Genomic DNA, 23,983 nt, shown 5'->3' on the forward strand with positions numbered 1-23,983 from the left:
ACGGGATGCGAACACCATCCCACATTCTTCACATTTCCATTCGTCAGTAATCTTTCTAACCTCCATTCTATTCTAATCAAAGAACTCATTTTGTCTATTTCAAATCGAAGATGGGGGGTTCATGCTTTCCTAAGGAATGAATCCATCTCCCCAAATTTCTCGACTAGGATATCGAATTCTTCATTATCATAGAACCTGCAGGAGCCAGCTGTGAATGCTATTGCTGTTTCCACGCAAAAGCGTGCTGCCGCCTCTACTCCATATACATAATTTGCCCCACCACCACTTCCAGGAACCGGGACATTGGCAGTGGTTGCTACACCAACTAATGGTGATGAGGACATAATCCAAGGTTGCATAATCGAGTTGATGTGGTAAACACCACTTCCGTAGGGAGTTATGTCTTGCATCGTTATTGGAACAACAGCTACGGATTTTCCCATAACTCTCTCGTAGATGTCAATTAGGTCGTTGCTAACCTTCAGAATCCATCCGTTTTTCACGGTAGGAGTGATAGCGAACCCCTCAGTCTTAATAACACGATTGCCCTTAGTTGCATCTATCGAAAGTATAGCATCCATGTTGTCATCGACTAGATGGCGTAACAAGTCCTTACTTGGTACTGGTGAAATCATAAATGGTACTGGATCATGAGGTCGTATAGGGGCATCCGGAGCTATATGGGTAGTGATAATGACATCTCCGTCAAGTACGTCACCACGCTTGGCAGAAGCTGCTAATTTCATAGAAACAGCAAGTGCAACAATAGCTCCATCAGCATCTGATACTAGACCAAGAACTTCAGGTCTGGCTCCGATACCACCCAACTGTCCGATGATACCGAGAGTCGGAGCATTGCCCCCCGTGGTTTTTCCTTTTGTTCCAGGTATGACAACCCTCACAACATCTGTCTTCCCGCCTTCTGCAGAAATGGTTTCGATGGTAATGTCTTCAACACCGGATTCGGCCAAGAAACTACCAACATCCCCGCCATCAACTTCTGCACTGTCTAAAATGTCAGAAACTTCGATTATCTGTTTCAAGCACGACGTTTTCTTCTAACCTCCTTCTTGAGACAAATTTCCACCTACTCCATGACAGGTATTTGAATCGCAATGAAATCATCAAATTTGCAATAGATGCAGTTCGAGCTTTATTTTCCAAAAAAAAAAGGAAATGCAGAGTACCGGATGGTACTCTGAACTTGATTATTCTCCTTTGAACTTGCCTCGCCGTTTTTCGAAGACTGCTTGGATACCTTCTGCGAGATCCTCAGTCTGGAAGCATTCGTATGCCGCTTCAACTTGGAATTCAAGGTTGTCCTCGTAATCCTCTTCAAAGGCCATATGCACAGCTTTCTTTGCGAGCTTCAAAGCGATTGGGGCGTTTCCACCTAGTTTGGCTCCGTACCACATCGCCTGACTCATGAGCTCCTCCTCCGAAGTCACCTTACTTACGAGTCCGATTTCCAAAGCTTCGTCGGCACTTACCTGACCACCAGTCAAAACGAGTTCCATCGCTTTGCCCAGTCCAACAACACGTGGCAACCTTACACAGCCACCCCATGCAGGAATAAGGCCAAGACTCACTTCAGGAGTGCCTATCTTCGCGGTCTCATCTGCAATTCGAATATCACAAGCAAGCGCAATTTCCGTTCCACCACCCAAACACAAACCGTGAATGGCGGCGATAACCGGCTTCTCCAGTTTTGCAATCTTGTCGAGTGCCTGTTGTCCTTGAGAAACTAACTCCTTGACCTCCTCAGGAGTCTCAAGCAGTCCCTGGGCCATTTTCAGGTCTGCACCTGTACAAAAGACCTTCTCGTGTGCTGTTGCAAGTACAACTGAACGAATCTCATCGTCCTTCTCTGCTTCATCAAGCGCATCACTCAAATCTTGGATGAACTGATCATTGATAGCGTTCATCGCATCAATTCGATTGAACTTGATTACAGCAGTGTTTTTTACTGGTGAAAGAAAACTGCCTTCTTTACTATATAACATAGTTTCGTACTCTGGCATTTTTTAACCCCTACAAATCCGTTTATCGAGGTAGAACGAATACTGACTTATAAAGTCGTTTCCGAAAGTGTGGAATGAAAGAATCAGAGGGGCGACCTGAAAGTCGGCCGCCCTGTAAATGAACTGTTTACTTGAGCATGTCTGGAACCGAGTAGCACTCACCGTGTTCCTCTTCTAGTTCTTCAAGTTCCGCTTTGACTGTATCTCTGCCTATATCCTCAAGCATTTCGAATGGGCCCTTCGGGAAATTCGCACCCAGCTTCATGGCTTTGTCGATGTCTTTCTTTGACGCAATACCTTCATCTACGAGAATCATTGCCTCCCGAATCACGGGCACACTAATCCTCTTGACTAACCATTCGGGCTCAACACCCTTCGGTTCCTCTTCCTCCTCTGACTTGCCAGAGTAATCATAGAAGCCTTGTTGAGTTTTGGTTCCTAAATGGCCTGCGTCAACCAGTTTCTTCAGACTATCAGGTGGCTTGAAACAATCTCCAAGCTCGCGATACAGGGTATCCATTGTGTGGTATGCGATGTCTAGGCCCACGAAGTCACCAAGAGCAAAGGGTCCAGCTGGGAATTTGCCTATAGTCGTCATGGCGTTGTCAATTTCCTCTTTTGTGGCTACGCCATTTTCCTCCAAGAGAATGGCTTCCCGAAGCACCGGCATGAGTATTCGGTTCACGATGAAACCAGGGCTATCTTTTGCAGTGACAGGCTGCTTGCCTTGCCTCTTGCCAACAGCCTTTGCTGTTTCAATGGTCTCTTCGCTTGTTTTATCGCCCACCACAACCTCTAGTAGCTTCATGGCAGCAACAGGTGAGAAATAGTGCATACCGATGAATTTCTCCGGTCGTTCTGTAGCGCTGGCAATCTCATTAATACTGAGAGATGACGTGTTAGTTGCCAGAATGGTGTGATCAGGGGCAAAGGAATCGACATCGGAAAAGACCTTCTTCTTGACGTCCATCTTCTCGAATATAGCCTCGATGACTAGGTCAGCATCTTTGACAGCTTTTTCTGTATCAGTGGTGTGATCAATACGCCCCATCAAATCCTGAGCCTCTGAAAGGGACATCTTTCCCTTATCAACACCTGTCATCACGTCACTGCGAATTCGTTCCATCGCCTTATCGAGAGCCTCCTGCTCGATGTCCACCAAGTGTACATCAAAGCCGTGCCACGCTGAGACATAGGCAATGCCCGAGCCCATTAGACCTGAGCCGATTATCGCAATTTTGTTGACTTCCAACGACATGACCCCCTACATCGCGCTCGTCATAGCTTCGAGGATCAGATTCGCAAGCGGATCACTTTCATGGGCATTTCCGATTACTTCTAGCCGCCTATCTTTCATCGCTTGCCTGAAGTCGATATCACCTGTGAAGATACCAAGGAGAATCTCAGCATCAGCTTTGTAGATGACATCAGGACTGGGATATTCTCCTTCACGGAGCTCCATACCCTTCTTCGTTACTACGATGTATTGTGGTCCAGCCTCGGGTGTGTAAACCTGTAGTATCTTTCCATCATAGGGACCTACCCACTCCTTTACTCTCTCCTTTAGGCTATCCTTTTCGTTCACTTGATGTAGGAAGAAGTTGAAAAACTCTTGTAGTCGTTCTGCCATGTTTAGTCCTCCTCTTTTGCAATCCACTCATCAATAGCCTCGTGCATGGCTTCATCAACTGACGAAGCCCATATGTTTCCCTTCCGTTCACGGACCGTTTCCAAGAACTTGTCGTACTTCTCGCCTTTCATTAGGACAACTACTCGTCCTTTGCGATCGTCGACAAAAGCCTGATGAGCCATTTTCTTACTGGTCCAGTACTCATGTTCCACATCATCTTTTTCAAGCCGTGGATAAAAGGGCCATTCACCACTTGGATGATCTCTGTATTTCGCCATTAGCTCAACCTCCATCTCTTTACTAAATCGCCTTCTGCCTCTATGAAACCTGGCATGAACGGCCATTGCACAACATATCTCATGCCTTTAACGCCGTCAACTTCACCACTAGACCATCTTCCAGTGTACACGCGGCCTCCAGTTCCAGAAACCCATCTGCCCATAACAACCTCGATTAGACCCTGTAAGCTCAGATTGGCTTCTTCAGCCCGTTCTTCCAGTTTCTCTTTCATTTCCTTGTCAAAATCTACTTCTACCATCTTTACTCCTCCCTGAATGCGAGCCGAGTGTAGGGATTACCCCACCGCTCGTCGTACATTAGACCTTCAAGCGGAGGTCTACTTGGGCCTAGCTCTCTCATCCTCTCAGGTACACCCAAACTGAAGGCGGTCAGTGGTTTCCATATTGGCGGAATACCCAACCGATCCCGTACCAGTTCTGCATGTCTTGGGTCTGAACAGACAAGGGCGTCATAGGCACAACAATAACCCAGTTCGGTTGCAACTAGCCACATGTTCTGAATAGCCATTCCTGCCACGACAGAACCAAACAAATCCAGTGGATAGGTATAGTTCGCATCGTGCCAAGCCTCACTTGCACAAACGATTATAGTAACGTCACTATCCTCGGGGTAACGGAATAGTTCACCATCACGAAGCCTGCTGTAGACTGATGCGCGATAGGGATCATTGATGAACCAGTTTCTTCCGCTTGTAAGCTCGAACGGGGCTCCTCCAAAGGCTGTCTGCGCCATTTCCTGAGCGATATCGGCCAAGAATTCCTTTGTTTCTTGATCATCTCGGATGACGATAAACCGAATCATAAGCATGTTCTCTGGGCTTGGAGCATGTCTTGCTGCATCCAAGATCAATTCGACGTGCTCATCCGGGATGCGCTCGTCCTTTTTCATACGCCGTATAGATCGGCGTTTTTTGATTATTTCTACGGCACTGAGCTTCTCCATGGTTTCAGGAGATTCTTCGGACTCAGCAGCCGCATCGAATTTCTCTGCTGCACTTCCTGCCATTCTTTTACACATCCTGTTTGTGATTCTTGTCTTGCTGTATTGTTATATGGCCGTTTAAATCTATTACGAGAATAGTGGAATCAGTCTCAAATGTGGAAGATTATGAGTCAATTAGTCTCTCTTCCTCGACAAAAAAGAGGGAAGAAAATGTAACTAAAACAGCTTAATCAAGTATGTTCGTAGACTAAGTGTAATGTCCACAGTATATCCTGATGCTGGATTGTCTCGTTCAATCCAAAACACGAAAACATAGGACCCAACCGGTAATTCTTCGTGAGGGTCAAGTGGGAATCCGATGTCATTTGCCTGCCATCCCCCCCAATAACCATCAAGGCTTTCTTTGGACTCCGAGATGTTGAAGGATTCTTGGAAGTCTTCAAGGGTTTTATTGTAGAGGCGCCAAGAAATGAGATGCGAGCCGCTTTCGATTGGACGTTCGACATCGATATCGATGATAAGCTCGGGATGGTTATACGTAGGTTTGATAGTGAAGTTGGTCACATAGTATTCAGGGTAGAAATCAAAATCAGAATAGTCCTCTTGATGAATCACTTGCACCCGGGGCATACTAGCCAAAAAGAGTCCGACTACAACGATGATTAGAATACCCGAACTAATGAGAATTGCATGTTTTCTGTTCAACGAAAACCTCGCCCATAGATTACATTCTATCTAAAGCATACCTGATTCTCTATATTAGTATGTCTACGGGCAGAATAGCATAAACGTTTGTAGGTGAAAGGGGTTAGCTTTAAAGTGCAGTGAGTATTAGCCCAAGAACCCTGTGTGTATTTACCAGATATTCGCCTTACCACACAAGCTCACTTATGCCGTGTGAGTGTCTCGAGGATGAAGCGCTGGTATTCTCCCGGAACGCATAGCGCTTCACTCGTTCTGGAGAGGAGCGGAAACGCTCCTTTTCACCCTATTCAACATAATATCTCCGTCAATCTACAGGCCGATACATTCTAGATTGATATTCTCGCCGATTATTTTCTCTACTGCACGAATCTTCTTCTTGTTTTCAGCGGTAACTGTTCCCACCAAATCGTCAACGATTTTCCCGGTTGTGTATGTATCGTGAGCTGTCATCATGATGGGCACGCCCTCTTCTTTTGCCTTGGAGATAGTCCGAATATCGGGTCCAAGCCCGCCGGTCAAAATCAACAGATTTGTATCAGTTTCCAAAGCAGCCAAGCATATGTCAGACCGATCACCACCAGCAATGACAGCCTTGTCCTTGGCACGTCTGAACCATTTCAGCGCATGCTGGTAGCCCATAGATCCAATCTGAAATTGATCAATCAATATATCTTTCTTCTCTTCACCAATCAACATCTCGCCATCAAGTGCACGTTTTATCTCTCCAAGACTGGGACTGAAAAGCTCGCGGTGTTTGTATACAACGCCACAGAAGTCCACTCCTTTTTCTTTGAGAAACGGTATGATGTCTTCTGTTACAGCGGATTTCAACATTGGCGGAACCATGTTCAAGACGACACTTATCGATTCGATACCGTGTTGTCTGAAAAGATCCCGCTGAAGAAGGACATCGTCAATTGCTGAAACATCAGGAAAGTTTACCAAACAAATAACTCGACAGTTGAAATCTTTAGCAAGCTGGGGCGTTGAAAGGCCTACATGGAGCAGATGCCATGGTGCTTTCGTTCCTTCCAGCAAAACGTACTCTTTGTCCTTAGCTGCTTTCTTGTAACAATTCTGTATTTTAGTCAGGAGCTCATCATGACCAATCCTCAGGAATTCATCATAGCTTGACTGGGTTCGTACTACTGGACAAATACAGCCCAAGTCTGTCGAAAGGTCAAGAACATCCTTCATGACGAGAGCGTCCTCGTCAACATCCACATCGTAATCGTGACTTCGCTCGAAACTCTTCTTGCCAACAGGTTTGAAATATCCAACAGAAATGCCTCTTTCACGTAGCTTAGAGGCTATCGCAATAGCAACCATAGTCTTACCACTAAGAGTTTCACCGCTAATCATGATGTTTTCTGTCATGTGATCACCCTGAGATTGTGATTTTGACGTCAACAGCTGACACTCCTTCGTTTTGCTCATATGCAAAGACTGGATTGATATCTAGCTCAACAATATCACTGAAATCAGTTACTAGTTGGCTTATACGTAGAATGGTATCCTCAAGGGCCTTTACATCGCTTGGTGGCTCACCCCTGACACCCTTGAGCAAGGTAGATATCTTCGTTTCATCAATCAGAGCCTTGGCGTCGGTCCGTGTCATTGGAGCTAATCTGAAAGCCACATCCTCCAAGAAATTCACATAAACTCCTCCGGCTCCAAACATGATGAGGGGGCCAAATTGAACGTCCCGAGAACAGCCAACTATCAGTTCTTTGCCTGCTTCAGCCATTTCTTGTACGTCAACACCGTAGATAATTGCTTTAGGTCGTCCGTCCCGGGCGTTCTCCACAATCCGCAAGAAGGCTTCTTCGACCTCTTCTGGTGTCTGCAAGCCAATTTCGATACCACCAACATCGCTCTTATGGACTATATCGGGACTGGCTATTTTGAGGACTACGGGATACCCAAGTTCCTCCGCGATCTGCTTTGCTTCTTCCGAACTTGTTGCCAGCTCAATCTTAGCCACCGGGATACCATAAGCCTCCGCAATCGCGTGGGCTTCGTGTCCAAGTAGAACTCTTCGCTCGTCTTCCCGAACTTCCCTGATGATTTTTTGAACCGTGTCTTTATCTACATCAAATTTCGGCGGAGTTTCATCCTTCAGGCTGTCACGCAACACTGTGTAATGATAGAGCTCAGCAATGGCATTGACGGCTCGTTCGGGAAAATCGAATACAGGAATGCCTGCTTCATTCAGTACAATTCGTGGATAAACCATCGAATTCCCGCCCATAAAGACCGTAACGATGGGTTTCTCCGGAAATTTCTGGTGAGTATCGACCACTGCTTGTGCTGTCTCTGCTTCCTTTGTCATGGCCTGCGGTGTCAAAAGCACAATGAGTGAGTCAACATTCGGGTCCCGGAGAGCCGCTTCCATGCATACAGTATAATCCTCTGGCTGAGCCGTTCCTAATGCATCAATTGGATTGTAAAGTGCAGCTGCAGGAGGAAGGCGTTCTTTTAGATAATCTATCGTATCTGAAGAAAACTGTGCTACCTCAAGTCCCATACCTTCACAAGCATCCGTGGTGATAATCCCAGGGCCGCCGGCATTTGTAATAATTGCGACACGATTGCCAGCTGGCAAGCCCATATCATCATAGACATTAGCGATATCGAATAGCTCAGATATGCTTTCAGCGCGGATTACACCACATTGTTTGAAAGCCACAGTATAGGCGGTATCACTTCCAGCAAGTGAACCGGTATGAGAAGATGCAGCTCGAGCGCCAGCTTCGCTTACTCCAGATTTCACTACAAAAACTGGTTTCTTCTTGACAACTTCCTTTGCGACCTCCATGAACTGTTTCCCATCAGTCACATTCTCAATGTAGAGTAGGATGAAATGTGAATCGGGATCATTGCCGAAGGCCTTGAGGAAATCAGATTCATCTAGCAGTGCTTTGTTGCCCAGACTCACGAATTTCGAGAATCCAATCTTTTCCATCAATGAATAGTCGAGAATCCCAGTCATGAGCGCACCAGATTGAGACGCGAAAGCGATTATACCTTTCTCAGGTGTTCCAGCAGCAAATGAGGCATTGTAGGGTTCACTTGTATTGATGATTCCTAGACAGTTCGGCCCCTGCACAATCATATCGTATTGCTTGGCTATCTCAACCATCTTACGCTCGGCTTCTTGACCTTCATGTCCTACTTCTTTGAAACCAGCAGTTATGACAACAAGAGCTTCAACTCCTTTCTCACCGCACTCTTCTACAACCTCTAGTACGAATCTTGCGGGAATTACTATGACTGCAATATCCACATCTCCAGGAATATCACCAACTGACCTGAAAACCTGAAGACCCAGTATTTCGCCACCTTTTGGATTGACAGGATATATGCGGCCATCATAACCGCTATCAAGCAGGTTCCTTACGACCGAATTGCCCAGTTTACCCTTTGTAGCCGAAGCACCAATTACAGCTATGGAATTGGGACGGAATAGAGTTTCAATGCCTTTCTGCTTATCCATTAGTTTGGAACCACCTGTAGTGGTTTTCTTCAGGACTACTCGAGCGTTGATTATAGTTATAGCTTATGGAATAGCTTGGAATACCCCCCTTGTATTACTTACAGTCATATCCTCACGATATCGATGTGTGTTCTAGGTGAATACCGAGATGAAGTTAGTAACTCTACACGTTCCGGAAACATACATTGCTGGTTTAGAGAAGCTAGTGGATAGTCAGCTCTATCCGAATAGATCGGAAGCAATTCGAATTGCTATCCGTGATCTTCTCAAGCGCGAGCTTTGGGGTTGAAGAACGCATTCGTGGCCGGTGCTCAGAAATAGTACTGTTGTTCACCGGACTATCCAATTGATATGTCTCCGCAGCATGAAAAATCATCATTAGTGTTAGCGATTCCTGGGCAATTGCCCAGGGAAGTCAATTTTTCTTTCCATTTGAGTATACTCAACTGTGAGAACTAGGTTATACGTAAGAAATGGTATTATAAGCTAGTTGAATGTTATAAGAATGAAGCTTCAGTAAACAGGAGCGTGCAGTCACATAGGTTCCGATGTGCCCAGTAAATCTGATAATAGAGCTAATCTACTGGGAAAAAGGAACCAATCCGATGACTTGGTTAATGGTTGCCCTTGTTACAAGGAATTTGATGATGGGGAAAAGGTATGTCTGAATAATGATGACGTAGTAGAAATCAAACCAATTTCAATCGCCAAATCATTCTTCAGCAGTATCGATTCTTTCGAGAATTTGCAGGATCTCAAAAGCGATAAAGAGAATGTTTGTTATTTACTGGTATATCTGGATGATGAGAAAAACGAGGCATACTGTGTTAGCAAGGGCGAGAAGCTGGTAATTAATGGAAATGATGTAAGAGCAGATGACCTTCGTGATGCTCTTAAATTTGTAAATCTCGGGGGAAAATCCACGGACGGCGAGATATGTTCCACCTGTATGTACAAGTATTTGATTACGCTGTCGGACATTTTTCAGGGTGTCATTTCAGAAGAGGAACGAACAGAAATTATTGCGATTTACATCAGAGAGATTGCCAACAGAATGGCACAGGATATGACGGGTGCAGAATCGGAAGAAGTAGAAGCTGCGAATCAGAAGGAGCACATTAAGAATCGCATCGTGCAACTGATGGAGCAGAGGGCGAACTGGGAGGAGATAATCCGCCAGATGAAATCGCAGGGAGCCGCCGTCAAACAAGTGCAGCTTCTGGATAACTACAGGCAACTCAACAGGCTCGAAACAACCTTTCTATCACAAGTGCAAACAATGATGGAAGCTGATAACAACTTCATTGCGCTGAATGCATTGCGTATGATGATTGCAGTAGCTGAAAAGGCGACTAAAATCTGTAATCGCATTCGTAGCCTCACGCATGACCTAGAAGATGCTGGGAAGATGTCTGCCCAGTTGAGCTGCATATTGGAACCTCATGCTGAGCGTAGAAGGAAAATCGAGCATAGATTCGATAGAGTCGAACGTGTTCTAAGTGAAATGGAAGCTTAGATGACTCTGCAAAGAAATGATTATCACAAAACAGAACATATTATACGGATGGATAATATAGAAGGACATAGATTCCATAGTCTGAGGGGCAGTATAGTTGAAATCAAAACAAATCGTCGGGAAGAAGGATAAGATTCAGGTTGTAAGGGGCTGTCCATGTTTCAAGCGGTTTGGTGATGAAACACTCTGTGTGAATGATGACGACATTCTCGAAGTTGAAATGATTGAAGTCGATCCTTCCCTTTTTTCGTTCCATGAAACCAAAGAGGATATGGAGGAGGAAATCGCACCCGAAGACAATGTATGCTACTGCTCAGTCTACATGAATCCCGAAGATAACCGAGTCTACTGTGTATCCCAAGGTTGGCCACTACGTATACACGGAAGGTATGTTCCTGCCGATGAGATGCGCGACGCGTTCCGATTCCTCTCTACGAAGGATCTATCTGCGCCCGCGGAGATTTGCTCAGAGTGCATCTACAAATTCCTGTTGACACTAAGTGACACATACTCGAGCGATATGAGTAAGCAAGAACAAACAGACGAAATCAAACGGTACGTAGACAAGTTCTCTCTTATGATAGCAGTGAAACTCAGTCAAATGGAAGGTATGGAAACCATAGGTACAGAGGATGACATAAACAAAGATGTAGATTACCTCGAATTCCTGCAAGGTTACATAATGCAGCTTCTTGAACAACGTAGATTCTGGAAAAATCTGAAAGAGACGTTTGAGAAAGAAGAATCTGAAGAGTGGTTATTGGATATCATTGAGAAGCGTGTTAAGCTTGCCAGGCTTGAATACCAGTTCTATTCACAGACCATGCAACTGCATCATATCAACGACTTTCATCTCCTCATTCGGAATCTAGAATTCATTCTCAAGACTGCAGGAAGTATACTGAATCTGAATGAAGATATTCATGAGGTCATTAGATCTGACAAGTTTCGCGAAACGGCAAAAGATGATGAACGTCTCGAAAAACTTGTAGCCTATGGAGAGAAATGCAGGGCAATCGAACACAACTTCGCCAACATATTACAGATTCTGAGCAAATTATGAAGCTACATAATTCAGGAGCAATCTGGGGCATTGCTGATCAGAAGGGGCCTTGCTGGTTTCAATCCCGAGCAATTACTTCACAGGGCCAAATCTATCATCAAGCCACTGAATGTACTCTCGTACGCCCTGCTCAAGAGGGACGTCTGGCTCCCACCCATATGATTTGAGTAAGCTGATATCGATATCAGTTACTACAACATCTCCGGCCCAACCCCTTTCAGAACCAGTATATTCAATCGTGGCTTCTGGAACACCTGCGGCTTCGCGAACTAGTTCAGCTATCCTCGCCACTTTCAATCGTTCACCTGAGCCCACATTGACAGGCTGATATCCCTCAGTCATTTTCTCCGCGAGAAGCATGGTGGCATCAACAGTATCGCTGACATACATGTATGACTTCTCTTGCTGACCATCACCAAGCACTTCAAGGCGAGTAGGATCTCGCTTTAATTTCATATAGAAATCATACATTACACCGTGTGTTGAACGAGGACCTATGATATTTGCCAAGCGCATGCTTACTGAATCAATACCGTATAATTCTGCGTAAGAAGACAAGTACATCTCAACAGCCCCTTTGGCAGCACCATAATTGCTGATAGGACGGAATGGAGTACTCTCAGGGGTGGGGAATACGTCTGTTTCTCCATATACCGTGCCTCCAGAACTCGCAAAGATGAAACGGTTGATATCTCGTTCCCGCATGCTTTCGAGGATGTTCATAGTTCCAACCACATTGATTCGAAAATCAAACAGAGGCTGGTCCACACTCAATCTTACATCTGGTTGAGCGGCAAAATGGAGGACAGTATCTACACCTTCTAGGGCTGTATCAACATCTTCTTCGGCAGTAATAGACCCTTCAATAAAGCGGAAGTCTTCTTCACCCTCATGATGGGCAATATTCCGCCGGTCTCCTCCAGATAGGTCATCTAGAACAACTACCTCGCATTCATCAAGCAGACGATCGACCAAGTGGCTGCCGATGAATCCTGCACCACCAGTAACTAGTACACGATTCAAGCGTAATCACAACAAATCCTGTCGTATCGGTCATAGGGATAAATGTTGTTGCTAGACGCTGAATCGAGGATCTGAAAGAACAGCTTTCAGAAATGAGAGAGCAGTAGGGTTCTCTTCAGTCCGATTCCATTCTTTTACGAATTCTTTGAATATCTCCATCTCTTCGGTTACTCGCTGACCAGTCTCTTGCAGTGTCGAGGCTTTTACGTAATCTCCCTTGCCCAATCCCTGACAGATGTGTTTCATCGCGTTCAAGCCCCAAGCCAGTTCACCGTTTTTCCGCCCAAATACAAACGGAAATGACTTGCACACACCCGGGCGATAGGGATAAATCATGCATTTGTTCTCCTTAAGGAATATACACCCAGTATCTTCGAGTTTTTTGAGGGCAACATACGCCCTACCCTCCTCAGTTTCAACAGAAGGTATCTTTCTGAGGCCCCGTGGAACGCTTTCATTTTCAGATAGAACGTAGAAATCAATCGCCCTTAGCAGTTCCTTCGCATCTAAATCGAGCAGTTTTGCGATTCGCACAATATCGGTACCTGTAAGTGTCACAAGCATATTTTCTTGGGTACAACAGGCAGCACAACCTGTGCATTCGAACCGAATGTCGACAGTTGTACTTTCATCAGGTTGTTGCCTGCTGGTAGACATATCTGAGCTACAACTCACACTAGAGTTTGTAAGTATTCGCCTACCCGTGAGACTCCTTCTTCAATAGTATCCATATCTGTTGCAAAGCTGAAGCGTAGATTGCTATCATAGTCAGTGCCAAATACAGCTCCAGGAACTGATGTAACCCCAACCTTGAGAAGCAACATTTCTGCGAGTGTTGCACTGCTTATGCCATAATACGAGAAATCGGGGAAGACATAGAAAGCCCCTGCAGGATTCACGCAACCGACGCCTTCTATATCACAAAACATATCCACAATACGATTGCGTCTTTTCTGGTATGCTTTTCTCATTTTCTCGATGCCACTCTGATCACCTTCAAGAGCTTCAACACCGGCATATTGGACGAATGATGTTGCACAGGAAGTTGTATTTTGCTGGATACGAACCATGCTATCGATAGTTACCTCATTCCCAATAGCGTATCCAAGACGCCATCCAGTCATTGCATAACTTTTGGAGAAACCATTAATGATGACAGTATGTTCCAGGGCAGGATCTATTTCCAGCATAGATGGCTGCTTGAATCCATCATAAACCAATTCTTCATAGATTTCATCTGAAAACACAACTATATCATGATCAATCGCGAGATCATGGATGAAACGAAGGTCGTCCTTGTTTATGACGCCACCTGTTGGATTATTTGGGCTGTTAATTACGAGTCCACGAACATCTTTGTTTAGGGCTGCTTTGAGAGATTCCCTATCAAGGCGATAATCAGAATCAGTCGAAACATCAACGGGAATTCCACCAGCTGTCCTTGTGAGTACCCGGTATGTTGGCCAAGCAGGTGCCAGAACAAGAACATCATCTCCCCGATCAATCGTCGACAATATAGCTCCAAAAAGGGCCATTTTTGCACCGGGAGTGACAATAACCTGTTTCTCCGGATCGAAATCCATTCCACGATTGGTATACATATCGGCTATTGCCTTTCGTAGTGGGGGATGACCTCTTGCGGAAATATACCGCGTGTGGCCAGCATCAAGTGCATTCTTAGCCGCCTTGATGATATTTTCGGGCGTATCGAAATCAGGTTGGCCTACCTCGAAATGGTAGACTTTCTTGCCCTCGGCCTCCAACCTGTTAGCCAAGTCAAACATTTTCAAAGTTCCAGAAGCAGGGATGCGCTCCATGTGGTGCGATGGCCATGCCATAATTCTTCACCTATCAATTGATACGGTCAGATACTACGGGGCGGTCACCAGTTCTTTATTACTATTTTCATAAGAACTTCGAAAAAGCAGTCATCAGCTGCTCCTTCTGGTACTCGGTCCCGAGAACCTGTATTCTGTCAAGCATCCCCTCACCAATGCCTTCATGATAGGCACGAAGAATGTAATCAACGCCAAGTGGATCAAAACCATACAATCCAGCACAAAAGGCGTCCAAACCAACTATATCGAGACTAAGAGCAACACCCCCCAAATGTTTAGTTTCTCTGTTTTCTCGTGGGCCCATGATTATCTCGCCCAGATCCATGATGCTGAAATCCGGTTCAAAGACAAGAAGCAGATCCAAGAGAACATCAGATAGCTGTTCATGATACACAGATTTGTCTTTTTCAGGTAACAAACCAAAGAGGTTCTTGATGGCGCCGCTATAAGTAGAAACTTCAGGCTCAATCTTTGGTACTGCTAGATTAATCATGAAGGTATTCCCAGATAGTAATCGAGGCATTTCTTTCTGTTCAAAGAAGTTTCCAGGCATATCGACTGGAGCCAATTCGGCCTCGGAGAGATTAACAAGATTCACCCGGCTGGACTCGAGTTTGTCATATCCGCTTTCCGAAAAAGCCTCCCACGCGCTTCTAACTGGGTTATCGCTTTCCAGTATGTAAATAGGAGCAACTTGTTCAAAAGAATAGACGATTGCCTCAAGCAGCTCAAGCGAAGTGTTGCCGGGTAAATCAGGATTGTATACTGAGGGTTTTATCAAAATCCGTTCCAACGGTCTCTGAAAGGGAAGAGGCTCAGAAAGCTTGGAAAGAGCTTTGTTCAATGTCTCTCGAGGATTTCTACGAACAGCGATAGCCACATGTGACCCGGAAATCATACCTCGATTAGGCCCAGAAGAACCCTTTAAGTTCATGTTTTCATAGAGAAGAATCGTTATGACCTTAAGTGCTGATGAACGAGCCAGATATTCGAGAATGCTTTCATTGAGGGATTTTGACGAAAATAAGATGCAAGCAGTAAAAAACACACAAGTTGGCGTTGTAGGAGCTGGAGGATTGGGATCCAATTCACTCAGATTGCTCACGTCATTGGGGTTTGGACGTATCAAGATAATCGACAAGGATGTTGTAGAGCTTTCAAATATCCAAAGGCAGAATCTCTACCATACCGATGATATCGGAAAGCCCAAAGCTCGTACTGCAGCAAGGCGTCTTTCGAAATTCAACCCACATGTTGAACTGGAATATGAGAAGACAGAAATCAACTCCAGTAATGCCTCAGAACTGCTGAAGGACACTGACTTAGTAATCGACGGGCTGGACTCTTTTGCCGCTCGGCGAATAGTGAATGAAGCCTGCTTTGAGTTAGGCAAATCATTTGTGTTTGCAGGGGCTGTCGGATACTACAGCAATCTGTCAACATTCGTGCCCGGAGAAACTTGCTGCTTTCATTGTGTGATGAAGGATGCTGAAGATCGTTCGGAGAACACTGTAGAGGAGGTCGGAGTAACCCCAGAACTGCTTCAGCTCGTAACAGCAATCCAAGTACGAGAAGCTGTGCTACTTGCCACATCGGGTGAGTCCAAACTCATGAATAAGCTAATGACCATAGATTTGGCGGCTTTGACCTTCGATACATTTGATATTGCACAAGATTCCAACTGCAGAATCTGCTCGTGATGTGACTCAGGTTTAGGCTCCGAAGAACAGTCTTCGGGCTCTTTTTCTGCGCTCATCTTCGTCCTCTTCATCTTGAGGCGGAGGTGGCGGTGGAGGTTCGATAGATTTCCCTTTCTTCGAGGCTTCATCTTCCTCTTTTTCATCAGTTGGGGTTTCAACTGAGCTTGTTGATTCCGGTGGTGCCTCTTCCTCAACCGAGGGTTCGTCCAGTGGACTCCAAGTCTCATCCTCTTCTTCCTCCAGTTCGGCATCAGATTCTTTCTCGGCAGTACCATACGGTGATGCTACTCGAGGTGTAAGAGCGTCTTCATAATCATCCCAGGTGAAGCTATCATCGCCTTCATCTCCTACGCTTTCATCAGATTCGGATGACTTGGGTTCTTCTGTTGTGTCCATTTCGGAAGCAACTGGTTCAGATGCCTCACTTTCAGTTGTATCGTCCTCATCGGACAGTTTGGATTCATGTCCCTCCGCGGCTTCATCCATGGATTCCGGTTCACCAATATGGAACTCAGCTTTGAAATCTTTGATGATCTCATCTGGTGATGCCTCTTCTTCAGCGGGTGGAATCTCCTCTTCGTCGTCTATTGATTGATCAATAGTAGCCTCAGTTTCCGAAGCAGAAGGTGGTTCTTCTAATTCAGATGTTTCCGGGAACGAATCCGCTATTGTGTCTAGTTCCTCTTCTTTGCTAACAACGCGTGGTGCAGCTGATTCATCATCGGGCATTTCAAAAGAGGGGGCCGGTGCGGATGTGGAAGGTACATCAGTTGTGGGTTGTTCACTGGAAATTTCATCACTGAATTCCGGTTCTTCAACCATTTCGTCAGAAGATTCGGACAAAATATCTTCCTCTTGAGCTTCCTCCCCTTCACGAAATTCAACGCCCAAGGCGTAGCTCAAGCATTCCTCGCAGCGTTTCGCCGCTGCTATGAGACCATCATTGATGAAATCCTCGAGACTCTTGGCTCTATCAGGATGGCGCTTTGACCATTTGAGAAAACTATCAACCATCCGCAAAGCGTCTCGGACTCCAAGCCAATATGATTCATCCTTGTGTGAAGTCAACTGTTGCACCAGTTGCATCTTGCACATGCTCATGAAAAAAGCCTTTGTATCATGGATGGTCAGTTTTCGTCTATTGTTTGATCGCGGGATTCAAGAAGATGCCCAACCAGTTCATCAAGTGCATATGCAATTTCATTCCGTTTGAAATTGTCAACACAGGATGATTCGCAGATGATAACCTTCACAGGAGTTCCTTCTCCAATTTCTTCTTCAATTTCCTTCCTATAGACAGATTCGATATCGGAGTCTTCTTCGGGCATTACGATAAGGGCGGCACTGGCACCCCTAAATGTGACACCTAATAAAACGTCAAGGGCCGAATGCCTAGGTGACATCAACAGCATCCTTACGTCGGAATCATCAGTTTCTACCTGTGCGCTGCTAATTCTGATTCCGTCCAGCGAAATGACCTGTTCGTTTAACACCCGTAGAACATCCATAACCAGATCATCATCTGGGCCAACCACCGTTATCTTGAAAGCAAATCTCCCCTTTTCATTAGTGCTATCACTATTTTCTGTATTCAACAGCTGGTCCTCCTGCAAAAATCCACTCGCAGAGAAATAAGTCTTCTTAATGCACTTTTTGCATAAGCTAACGTTGATAAAGTCATCTTGTTCGGTTCAGGAGTGAGACTGAATAAAAGTGACTGTCACAAAGCAAGAAGTATTCCAAGCGCTGGAACCAGTGAAGGATCCAGAGCATCCCATTTCCATAACAGACGAAAGAATGAGTATAGTCAAAGAAGAGTACATTGAAGTTGAAGATGACGAAATCAGAGTGGAATTCAAACCAACTGTACCCTATTGCCCGATGGGTGGACTAATCGGTGTTCTTATTCGCAAAAGACTTGAAGACGTCTATCCCGAAAAAGACATCAGTGTTAGGCTTCTACCTGGCTCCCATTCTCAAGAATCAGCAGTTAACGAAATGGTCAGCAATGATCAGAAGTATGAGAATGTCCTCGAACAGATGAAAAATAGAGGAATGATTTAGTCGACTTACCAAAGCTAAGCGATACATTCCGCTATAGCTTTCAAGAAACGAGGCGTGGTTCCAATGGAATTGCCGGAGAAGCTGGTGATAGCGGGTTTCATTTTGGTAACGATGGGTGCAGCTATCCTTGGATTGATTGGACTGAGTGAGGGAAATGGCTTCTTCGTCGTTTTCCCCTTCTTCTTTTTTGGAAGTACGAGTGGATCAATGCTGTTACCATTTATCGCCATTCTCATCCTCAATCTGGTAATATTCGGTGCGTTCCTGTTTTGGAGCAGACGCATACTTGGTAGGGAACAGAAAGAAGCGCTCGCTTTGTTGATTGAAGGAGAATGTGAATTCTGTGGCGCGCCGGTTCCAAGGGATTCGAAATACTGTCCAGAATGTGGAAACCCAACTACAAACAGCGAAGAAAAAACAAGTCGAGACGGGCCGCAAGGGCGTGACTGACTATGCCATTCATCAGGGAAGTAGCAGAGCAAGATTTGGAAGTCATTAAGGAAATTGAAACAGCGTGTTTTCCAGCTCCCTGGGACCCCGAGATATTCGATATCTTGGCACGGTGGGAAGGCACTATTCCCCTGAAAGATGGACGAATACTCCATATGAAAATCATCGAGAATGATGGCCAATTGTGCGGTTATGCAGTGTGGGAAGAGATTAAGGAGGGTGCTGAAGGCCATCTCATGAATATTGCAATTTCTGAAGAGAAACGGCAGCAAGGATACGGGAAAATGCTTCTAGAGCATGTATTCAAATCACTCCGTATCGGTGGGCTTAACGAATGCTGGCTTGAAGTCAGAGAGGGAAACAAGGAAGCCAGATCCCTTTATGAAAGCATGGGGATGAGCCCAAACGATCGTATCCCCAAATATTACGATGGTGAAGATGCCATCATCTATCGCATAAAGCTATGATTCCCTTACTCTATTTTCTATGACGCGCGGACCTATAATGTCATGAAACAGTTGCAAGTATGCTTCATCTTGGGATACAAACGCCAACGAAGGGCTGCCCTCCTTTGAACCCGCCAACAGGATTTCATTTGAATCGATAGTCGCAAGCAATGCTGGAGACTCTGTTCGCCATATGCGCCAGCCTTTCAGTTCTTCTATTGCCTCGGGGATATCAGCAGATTTCGGTACTATGAGAATGCGTCGACCGGGTTCCTTCACCTTTCCAAGTATTGATGAATCAAGAATAGCAGGATCTATGACTGACACTAGAATAGACTCTTTGGCTCTTTCAATCATATCATGAAGGTAACCTTGAATTTCTTCTTCGCCAGAGACATACCATGTCCTCTCGTTTGCAGGAACGCTGAGTTTTTGACCTGCTTCTGTAATAGCCTCCAATCCCTCAATTGTGGAAGTAACCACATTAGTGATTCCTTCTACAGTCGTATCGAGCGATTTTCGTAATGACGTAACCTGTTTCTCTCGTTCAGTTTGCCAACGGTTAGACTCCTTCTCTATCGAACTTGTTAGCGAATTGATAGCCTCATTCCTTGCTTGTCGAATACTTGATGTCTTCTTGCTAGCGGCGTTATTGGCTTCAGTAACGGTTTCTGTAATCCTTGTGTTGGTTTCTGCGACATCAGTGCGTACACTCTCCATTACGCGATGATTTTCCTGACTCAGTTTTGTCTTCAAGTCAAGACCCAACGCCTCAAATTTGCGGGAAGCATACATATTTGTTGAAATGAGGCTTTCCAGGGCCTTTTCTAACACCTTGTCTGACTGTTTCTGTGTTGCTTCAGTTGTTTGTTCGAGTGAATTCCGGTACTGTTCTGTGGCCTTATTTTGTGAGGCTTGGAGCTGAGTTTTCCTTTCTTCTAGTTTCGAAAGGACAGTATCCCAACGTGAAGTGGTTGTGTTCACTAAACTGTTGAATGATTCAGCTACGATATCGGACATTCTTTGCGGCAGTTGGTCAATGGCAGTTCTGCTTTCACTTAGTTTGGTTGTGGTCGTGGCCTCAAACTCAGTAGCATGGGATCGTAAGCTCTCTTTGCTCTCCTCCAGGTATTCAGTTCCAAGGTTCTCAAGCTGATCTGCATGCTCATCCCCAATCTCGGAAAGACTCTTCTCAACATCTATAGCAGTCTCGCCTAGCTGCTCTTGGTTAGCCTCAATCTCACCTGTTATCTTCTCCTCTAGAGAATTCACGGATGAAGATACCTTTGTTATCGAGGAATCGATTTGAAGACTAGCACCAGCTATCGCTGTAGAAACTTCAGTACTTCTCCGATTAATGCTGGAGAGAATCTCCTCTCCTAGTGCTCTCCGCTCTTTCAGACCCTGTCTTTCTGCTTGTGCCAGCGATGATTCATATGAATCCATCTTCTCCGAAGAGCTCTTGTTGATGTCAGACGTGACTACATCCAACTTCTTGCTTGCATCTGCAACCAGCCGTTGGTCTGAATCAGATTGCTGAGTAATAGCAGTTGCAAGCAGATTTTGTGCTTTCTTTGCACTTCGCTCTATTTCACTTGCCGTTGTCTCTGAAAGATTCGCAACCCGTTCTTCCACGTTGGCACCTGCCTCTTCAAGAGAACCACCAAATGTCTGTGAGAGTGCACCCAGCTCCTCATTGATTTGCACAATCGGCCCGTCTCTCATTTCACGAAGGGAGGTGACAGATTCTTCCATTGCTGCCTCCAACTGCTCAATCTTCTCCTTGATGTCCTGACTCATTTGTTGTTTCTTGCCTTGTGTGAACTCGTCCAGCTTGGTTTGTATCTCGGTGGGCAGTCCACGCACAATGTCGAGTCTCTGTCCGATTTCGGACGAGTATTCTTGTTGTAATTTCATGGATGCTTCCTTAAGACCAGTCATCTCACGTTTCAATGCAGCATTGAATTCCGTATGGGTCGATGAAACAAAATCCCTTGTCTCAATAACCTGGCTTGTAACAAGCCCGTTGAATGCCGTTTCAAGGCCCTCGGTTAACGTAATGAATTGCTGGGTTATCTCGTCAAGCTGATTGTGAAATTCGTCTTTGATACCCACCGCATGATTGTCAATTCTAGAAACTTGATCATCAATGATAGATTCAATCTCACTACGGGCTCTGCTGACATGCGAATTCATAGCTTGAACAGTACGGGCAAGACGTTCATCCAGCTTCCTGTTGAGTTCCTCATACAAAGTCTCAACTTCGTTAACGTATCTCTGAGACGAAGATGCAAATTCGTTTGCGACGTCAGAGATGTGTGTATCAAGCTGGGTTTCAAACCCTTGAGCAGTAGTATTGATGTCGGTCAGAATTGTGTCATTCTTGTTCGATATGTTGGTTACAACAGAGCCGAATGTGGATGTGATTTCGTTCTGAGTTTTTTCGGTAAGCGTTTTCAATTCGTTTTCTCTGGTTGTGAGGACATCATTTACTTGAGTCGCAGTTTCTGAGAGCCGGGTATCAATTTCCTTAGTAGTCTCGGCAACCATCTCATCCAAATCTGTCTCTAGTTTGGCTCTACTTGCATCCAGATTCTGGCGGCTTTCTTTCAGTCGATTCCGCAAGAAGGATAGGAGCGTTGCTTTTGTTTCGTCAATATACTCCGAGAAATCAGTTTCAACATCGGATGAAATCTCCTTCAGGTCGGTGTACTCCTCAGCAACTAGTGAATCGATCTTATCCAAATGCCCTGAGACAGAGGTTTGAAGTGCATCAAGGTAGTTCTTGTTGGTACTCTCTACTTGGTCTAATTGTGCACGTATGGATCGGGATGCTGAATCCATATACGTCATCACTTCTTCGCGCCAAGCTTCGAAAGCTTCGTTCATAGCCCTGCTTTGTTCCAGAGTAGATTGGATTTGGTCCCTAGCTAGTTGGGCATGCTCCTGAGTCATAGAACGAATGCTAATGACCAATTGTGACAGTGCATCTTGTGCTTCATTGTAGGCGATTGAAATATCTCGGTCCATTCTCTCAACGGTAGCACTCAAATCTGAAGAAGTTCCTTCAAGAGTGTCCAGGAAATCCTTGGATACTTGAGCGGTGTCGTTCGTCAGACTCTTAGATGTTTTCTCGCTGGCTTCACGAATAATATCAGTTGATTCCGACACAGCCTCGGCCACAGCTGATTCAGCAGTTTCTATGAACTTGTCTGCATCATCATGGAAGGCCTCGATGGAGTCTATTGCAGATGCATTCTGTTCCTTCAAGTCCTTCTCAAGTTGAGTCGATACAGTCTCTATGTCTTGTTCGATTTCTTGTTGACCCTGATCCAGCTCAGTCTGAAGCTGGCTCATATTCTCACCAAGAGATTCCTCCATGGTGGCATCAATCTCTGACAAAGCAGATTCCATAGAATCGGAAAAGCCTTCCAGTGAATCACTTGCGATTTCTGAGACAGTCTCAGTTTGAGATTTTACGGCCTGAAGCATCTCATCCTCGTATGAGGTTAGCTCATTTTGAATGCGGCTGCCACTCTCCTCAGCCTGCTTCACAATTTCCCCAGCAGTGTTTGAAGTCTCATCAACATCGGCGTCAAGCTTTTCATATGAGCTTTCAGCGAAGCCTTCAACATCTGTTATGAGAGTTGCAAGTCGGTCAGAAAAAGCTAAAGCAAGGGGAACCGGGCGATAGATAGGAACTACGCCATCGACTTCGGTAACCAACCCCTTTTTCTGAAGCCGCTTCAAAGCTCTCTCAACTTTGGTTACGGTTTCACCAGAGACCAGAGCAACAGCACCAGCTGTCATATTGCCACCAAGAACAACCGGCAGCAGAACTTTGGCCTCGAGCTCGGTTATGTCCAAATTAGCCCTTAATGCGGGTATGGTTTCTGTTACGGTATTACTCAAATTGCATCCCTCCGTTGCACAACGGAAATGTTACAAGTTTAGTCTGTATCTTCTGTCGATTTTGTTTGTTTCAATTCTAAAGCAAGATCGAAAACTCGCTTCAAGTCCTGAACCTCAATAGCAGAACAACCTCCCCCCAGCATAGCTTCTACAGAAATGTTGATTGAATCCTTTGACGAGTTAACCTGAACAGCTTCGAAAGTCTTAGGAATATTCTCTTGAAGAGAATCGATTTCTTTCTTGCTATAGGCTCCCTCTGCAGTTATTGTCAATATCCACCAATTCAGGGTAATATCATCGATAGCCGATTTCATATCATTATGATCTGAGAGAATCGAAACATAAAGCTCGAAGGTCTCAAAATCAAAGATTCTGTAATGTGAAGGATTGAGAATGACCAAGCTCTTAGAGTAGTCAAAATGAAACAGTAAATCATCTCCAGCAACGAGCATCAGATTGTTCTTCTGAGCTTGTGCGAAACTACCCCACATCCTTCGAAAACGGCTGGTAAAGTGTTTGATAGAGCTAACACGTAATGTATCCAGAAAATCTCGGATAGGTAGACGCCTATCAGTCATTTGTCTTCCTTTTCGTTCCAGTATGTATCTTCTAACCTCATCGAGATACTGACTGTAGCAAAAACTCGGTAGATCCTGTGGATCCACCCCCAAATCGATGAGCAGATTTAGGAAGCTACGATCTTTGCACGCAGGGCGTACGGTACAACTCAATCGATCCTCTTGGCATGCAAGGCATTTCTCCTCGAAGAGCTCTATGAATTCTCTAGCAAGTCTCTTGTCGACAGCGGAATCGAGAATTTCAATTCGTTCTGCCAGCTTTTTGCTTTCTTCGTCTAAGACTTTGTCACTCATGATTT

25 protein-coding genes are annotated in these 23,983 nt (G+C 45.1%); 7 read left to right on the top strand and 18 right to left on the bottom strand.

All coding sequences use genetic code 11. From position 1 onward, the window contains the following. Positions 1–119 precede the first annotated feature (119 nt). From GF309_10895 to GF309_10940, 10 genes are all read right to left on the bottom strand, one after another. A complete protein-coding gene (locus GF309_10895) occupies positions 120–1,043 on the bottom strand; it encodes a DUF1177 family protein (protein MBD3159285.1) in 924 nt (307 codons plus the stop codon). 165 nt (positions 1,044–1,208) lie between these two features. After that, entirely contained in the window at positions 1,209–2,021 is an 813-nt protein-coding gene (locus tag GF309_10900) for a crotonase (GenBank protein MBD3159286.1), read from the bottom strand. 127 nt (positions 2,022–2,148) lie between these two features. Then, entirely contained in the window at positions 2,149–3,279 is a 1,131-nt protein-coding gene (locus GF309_10905) for a hypothetical protein (protein ID MBD3159287.1), read from the bottom strand. A gap of 6 nt (positions 3,280–3,285) precedes the next feature. Further along, a complete protein-coding gene (locus tag GF309_10910; GenBank protein MBD3159288.1) occupies positions 3,286–3,651 on the bottom strand; it encodes a hypothetical protein in 366 nt (121 codons plus the stop codon). A 2-nt stretch (positions 3,652–3,653) separates the two neighbouring features. After that, on the bottom strand, positions 3,654–3,929 hold the full coding sequence (locus GF309_10915; protein ID MBD3159289.1) for a hypothetical protein: 276 nt from the start codon (positions 3,927–3,929) through the stop codon (positions 3,654–3,656). Beyond that, positions 3,929–4,189 carry a hypothetical protein gene (locus GF309_10920; protein ID MBD3159290.1) on the bottom strand — a complete coding sequence of 87 codons (261 nt, stop codon included), beginning with the start codon at positions 4,187–4,189 and terminating at the stop codon, positions 3,929–3,931. Before GF309_10920 ends, GF309_10915 begins: the two co-directional genes overlap by 1 nt. A gap of 2 nt (positions 4,190–4,191) precedes the next feature. Further along, positions 4,192–4,968 carry a hypothetical protein gene (locus GF309_10925; protein MBD3159291.1) on the bottom strand — a complete coding sequence of 259 codons (777 nt, stop codon included), beginning with the start codon at positions 4,966–4,968 and terminating at the stop codon, positions 4,192–4,194. Between the two features lie 141 nt (positions 4,969–5,109). Beyond that, a complete protein-coding gene (locus GF309_10930; protein MBD3159292.1) occupies positions 5,110–5,598 on the bottom strand; it encodes a hypothetical protein in 489 nt (162 codons plus the stop codon). 309 nt (positions 5,599–5,907) lie between these two features. After that, positions 5,908–7,035 (bottom strand): AAA family ATPase, encoded by a 1,128-nt coding sequence (locus GF309_10935; protein ID MBD3159293.1) that lies wholly within the window; start codon positions 7,033–7,035, stop codon positions 5,908–5,910. Continuing rightward, the gene (locus GF309_10940; GenBank protein MBD3159294.1) at positions 6,980–9,094 is read right to left on the bottom strand and encodes a CoA-binding protein; all 2,115 of its coding nucleotides are present in this window, start codon (positions 9,092–9,094) and stop codon (positions 6,980–6,982) included. The genes GF309_10935 and GF309_10940 overlap by 56 nt, the downstream gene beginning before the upstream one ends. A 148-nt stretch (positions 9,095–9,242) precedes the next feature. Between GF309_10940 and GF309_10945 the strand changes: the two genes are divergently transcribed. The 3 genes from GF309_10945 (at position 9,243) to GF309_10955 (ending at position 11,673) form a co-directional block, all read left to right on the top strand. After that, positions 9,243–9,383 (top strand): ribbon-helix-helix protein, CopG family, encoded by a 141-nt coding sequence (locus GF309_10945; GenBank protein MBD3159295.1) that lies wholly within the window; start codon positions 9,243–9,245, stop codon positions 9,381–9,383. Between the two features lie 261 nt (positions 9,384–9,644). Then, positions 9,645–10,610 carry a hypothetical protein gene (locus tag GF309_10950; protein ID MBD3159296.1) on the top strand — a complete coding sequence of 322 codons (966 nt, stop codon included), beginning with the start codon at positions 9,645–9,647 and terminating at the stop codon, positions 10,608–10,610. 97 nt (positions 10,611–10,707) lie between these two features. Then, entirely contained in the window at positions 10,708–11,673 is a 966-nt protein-coding gene (locus GF309_10955; protein MBD3159297.1) for a hypothetical protein, read from the top strand. Between the two features lie 72 nt (positions 11,674–11,745). On the opposite strand, the gene GF309_10960 is transcribed toward GF309_10955, so the two are convergent. From GF309_10960 to GF309_10975, 4 genes are all read right to left on the bottom strand, one after another. Further along, a complete protein-coding gene (locus GF309_10960) occupies positions 11,746–12,696 on the bottom strand; it encodes an NAD-dependent epimerase/dehydratase family protein (protein MBD3159298.1) in 951 nt (316 codons plus the stop codon). Positions 12,697–12,747: 51 nt separating this feature from the next. Next, a complete protein-coding gene (locus tag GF309_10965) occupies positions 12,748–13,353 on the bottom strand; it encodes a hypothetical protein (protein ID MBD3159299.1) in 606 nt (201 codons plus the stop codon). Between the two features lie 14 nt (positions 13,354–13,367). After that, positions 13,368–14,534 (bottom strand): aminotransferase class I/II-fold pyridoxal phosphate-dependent enzyme, encoded by a 1,167-nt coding sequence (locus tag GF309_10970; protein MBD3159300.1) that lies wholly within the window; start codon positions 14,532–14,534, stop codon positions 13,368–13,370. Positions 14,535–14,601: 67 nt separating this feature from the next. Continuing rightward, positions 14,602–15,468, bottom strand: a complete 867-nt coding sequence (locus GF309_10975; GenBank protein MBD3159301.1) for a DUF362 domain-containing protein — start codon at positions 15,466–15,468, stop codon at positions 14,602–14,604. Positions 15,469–15,490: 22 nt separating this feature from the next. Between GF309_10975 and GF309_10980 the strand changes: the two genes are divergently transcribed. After that, positions 15,491–16,234: a hypothetical protein gene (locus GF309_10980; protein MBD3159302.1), complete on the top strand. Its 744-nt coding sequence runs from the start codon at positions 15,491–15,493 to the stop codon at positions 16,232–16,234. A 12-nt stretch (positions 16,235–16,246) separates the two neighbouring features. Here the strand turns inward: GF309_10980 and GF309_10985 are convergent, their stop codons facing one another. Further along, a complete protein-coding gene (locus GF309_10985) occupies positions 16,247–17,302 on the bottom strand; it encodes a hypothetical protein (protein ID MBD3159303.1) in 1,056 nt (351 codons plus the stop codon). 59 nt (positions 17,303–17,361) lie between these two features. After that, a complete protein-coding gene (locus GF309_10990) occupies positions 17,362–17,829 on the bottom strand; it encodes a hypothetical protein (protein MBD3159304.1) in 468 nt (155 codons plus the stop codon). Positions 17,830–17,941: 112 nt separating this feature from the next. Here GF309_10990 and GF309_10995 point away from each other — a divergent pair, with 112 nt between their 5' ends. The 3 genes from GF309_10995 to GF309_11005 all read left to right on the top strand — a co-directional run bounded on the left by GF309_10995 (position 17,942) and on the right by GF309_11005 (position 19,215). Further along, positions 17,942–18,298, top strand: a complete 357-nt coding sequence (locus GF309_10995; protein MBD3159305.1) for a DUF59 domain-containing protein — start codon at positions 17,942–17,944, stop codon at positions 18,296–18,298. 63 nt (positions 18,299–18,361) lie between these two features. Beyond that, the gene (locus GF309_11000) at positions 18,362–18,748 is read left to right on the top strand and encodes a hypothetical protein (protein ID MBD3159306.1); all 387 of its coding nucleotides are present in this window, start codon (positions 18,362–18,364) and stop codon (positions 18,746–18,748) included. Positions 18,749–18,750: 2 nt separating this feature from the next. Then, complete coding sequence (locus GF309_11005) at positions 18,751–19,215, top strand: GNAT family N-acetyltransferase (protein MBD3159307.1); 465 nt, start codon at positions 18,751–18,753, stop codon at positions 19,213–19,215. On the opposite strand, the gene GF309_11010 is transcribed toward GF309_11005, so the two are convergent. Both GF309_11010 and GF309_11015 read right to left on the bottom strand, forming a co-directional pair. After that, the gene (locus GF309_11010) at positions 19,210–23,106 is read right to left on the bottom strand and encodes a hypothetical protein (GenBank protein MBD3159308.1); all 3,897 of its coding nucleotides are present in this window, start codon (positions 23,104–23,106) and stop codon (positions 19,210–19,212) included. The two genes, GF309_11005 and GF309_11010, sit on opposite strands and share 6 nt — an antisense overlap. A gap of 38 nt (positions 23,107–23,144) precedes the next feature. Then, a complete protein-coding gene (locus tag GF309_11015; GenBank protein ID MBD3159309.1) occupies positions 23,145–23,978 on the bottom strand; it encodes a hypothetical protein in 834 nt (277 codons plus the stop codon). Positions 23,979–23,983: the final 5 nt, after the last annotated feature.

The sequence above is a fragment of the Candidatus Lokiarchaeota archaeon genome, assembly GCA_014730275.1.
Taxonomy (GTDB): Archaea; Asgardarchaeota; Thorarchaeia; order Thorarchaeales; family Thorarchaeaceae; genus WJIL01.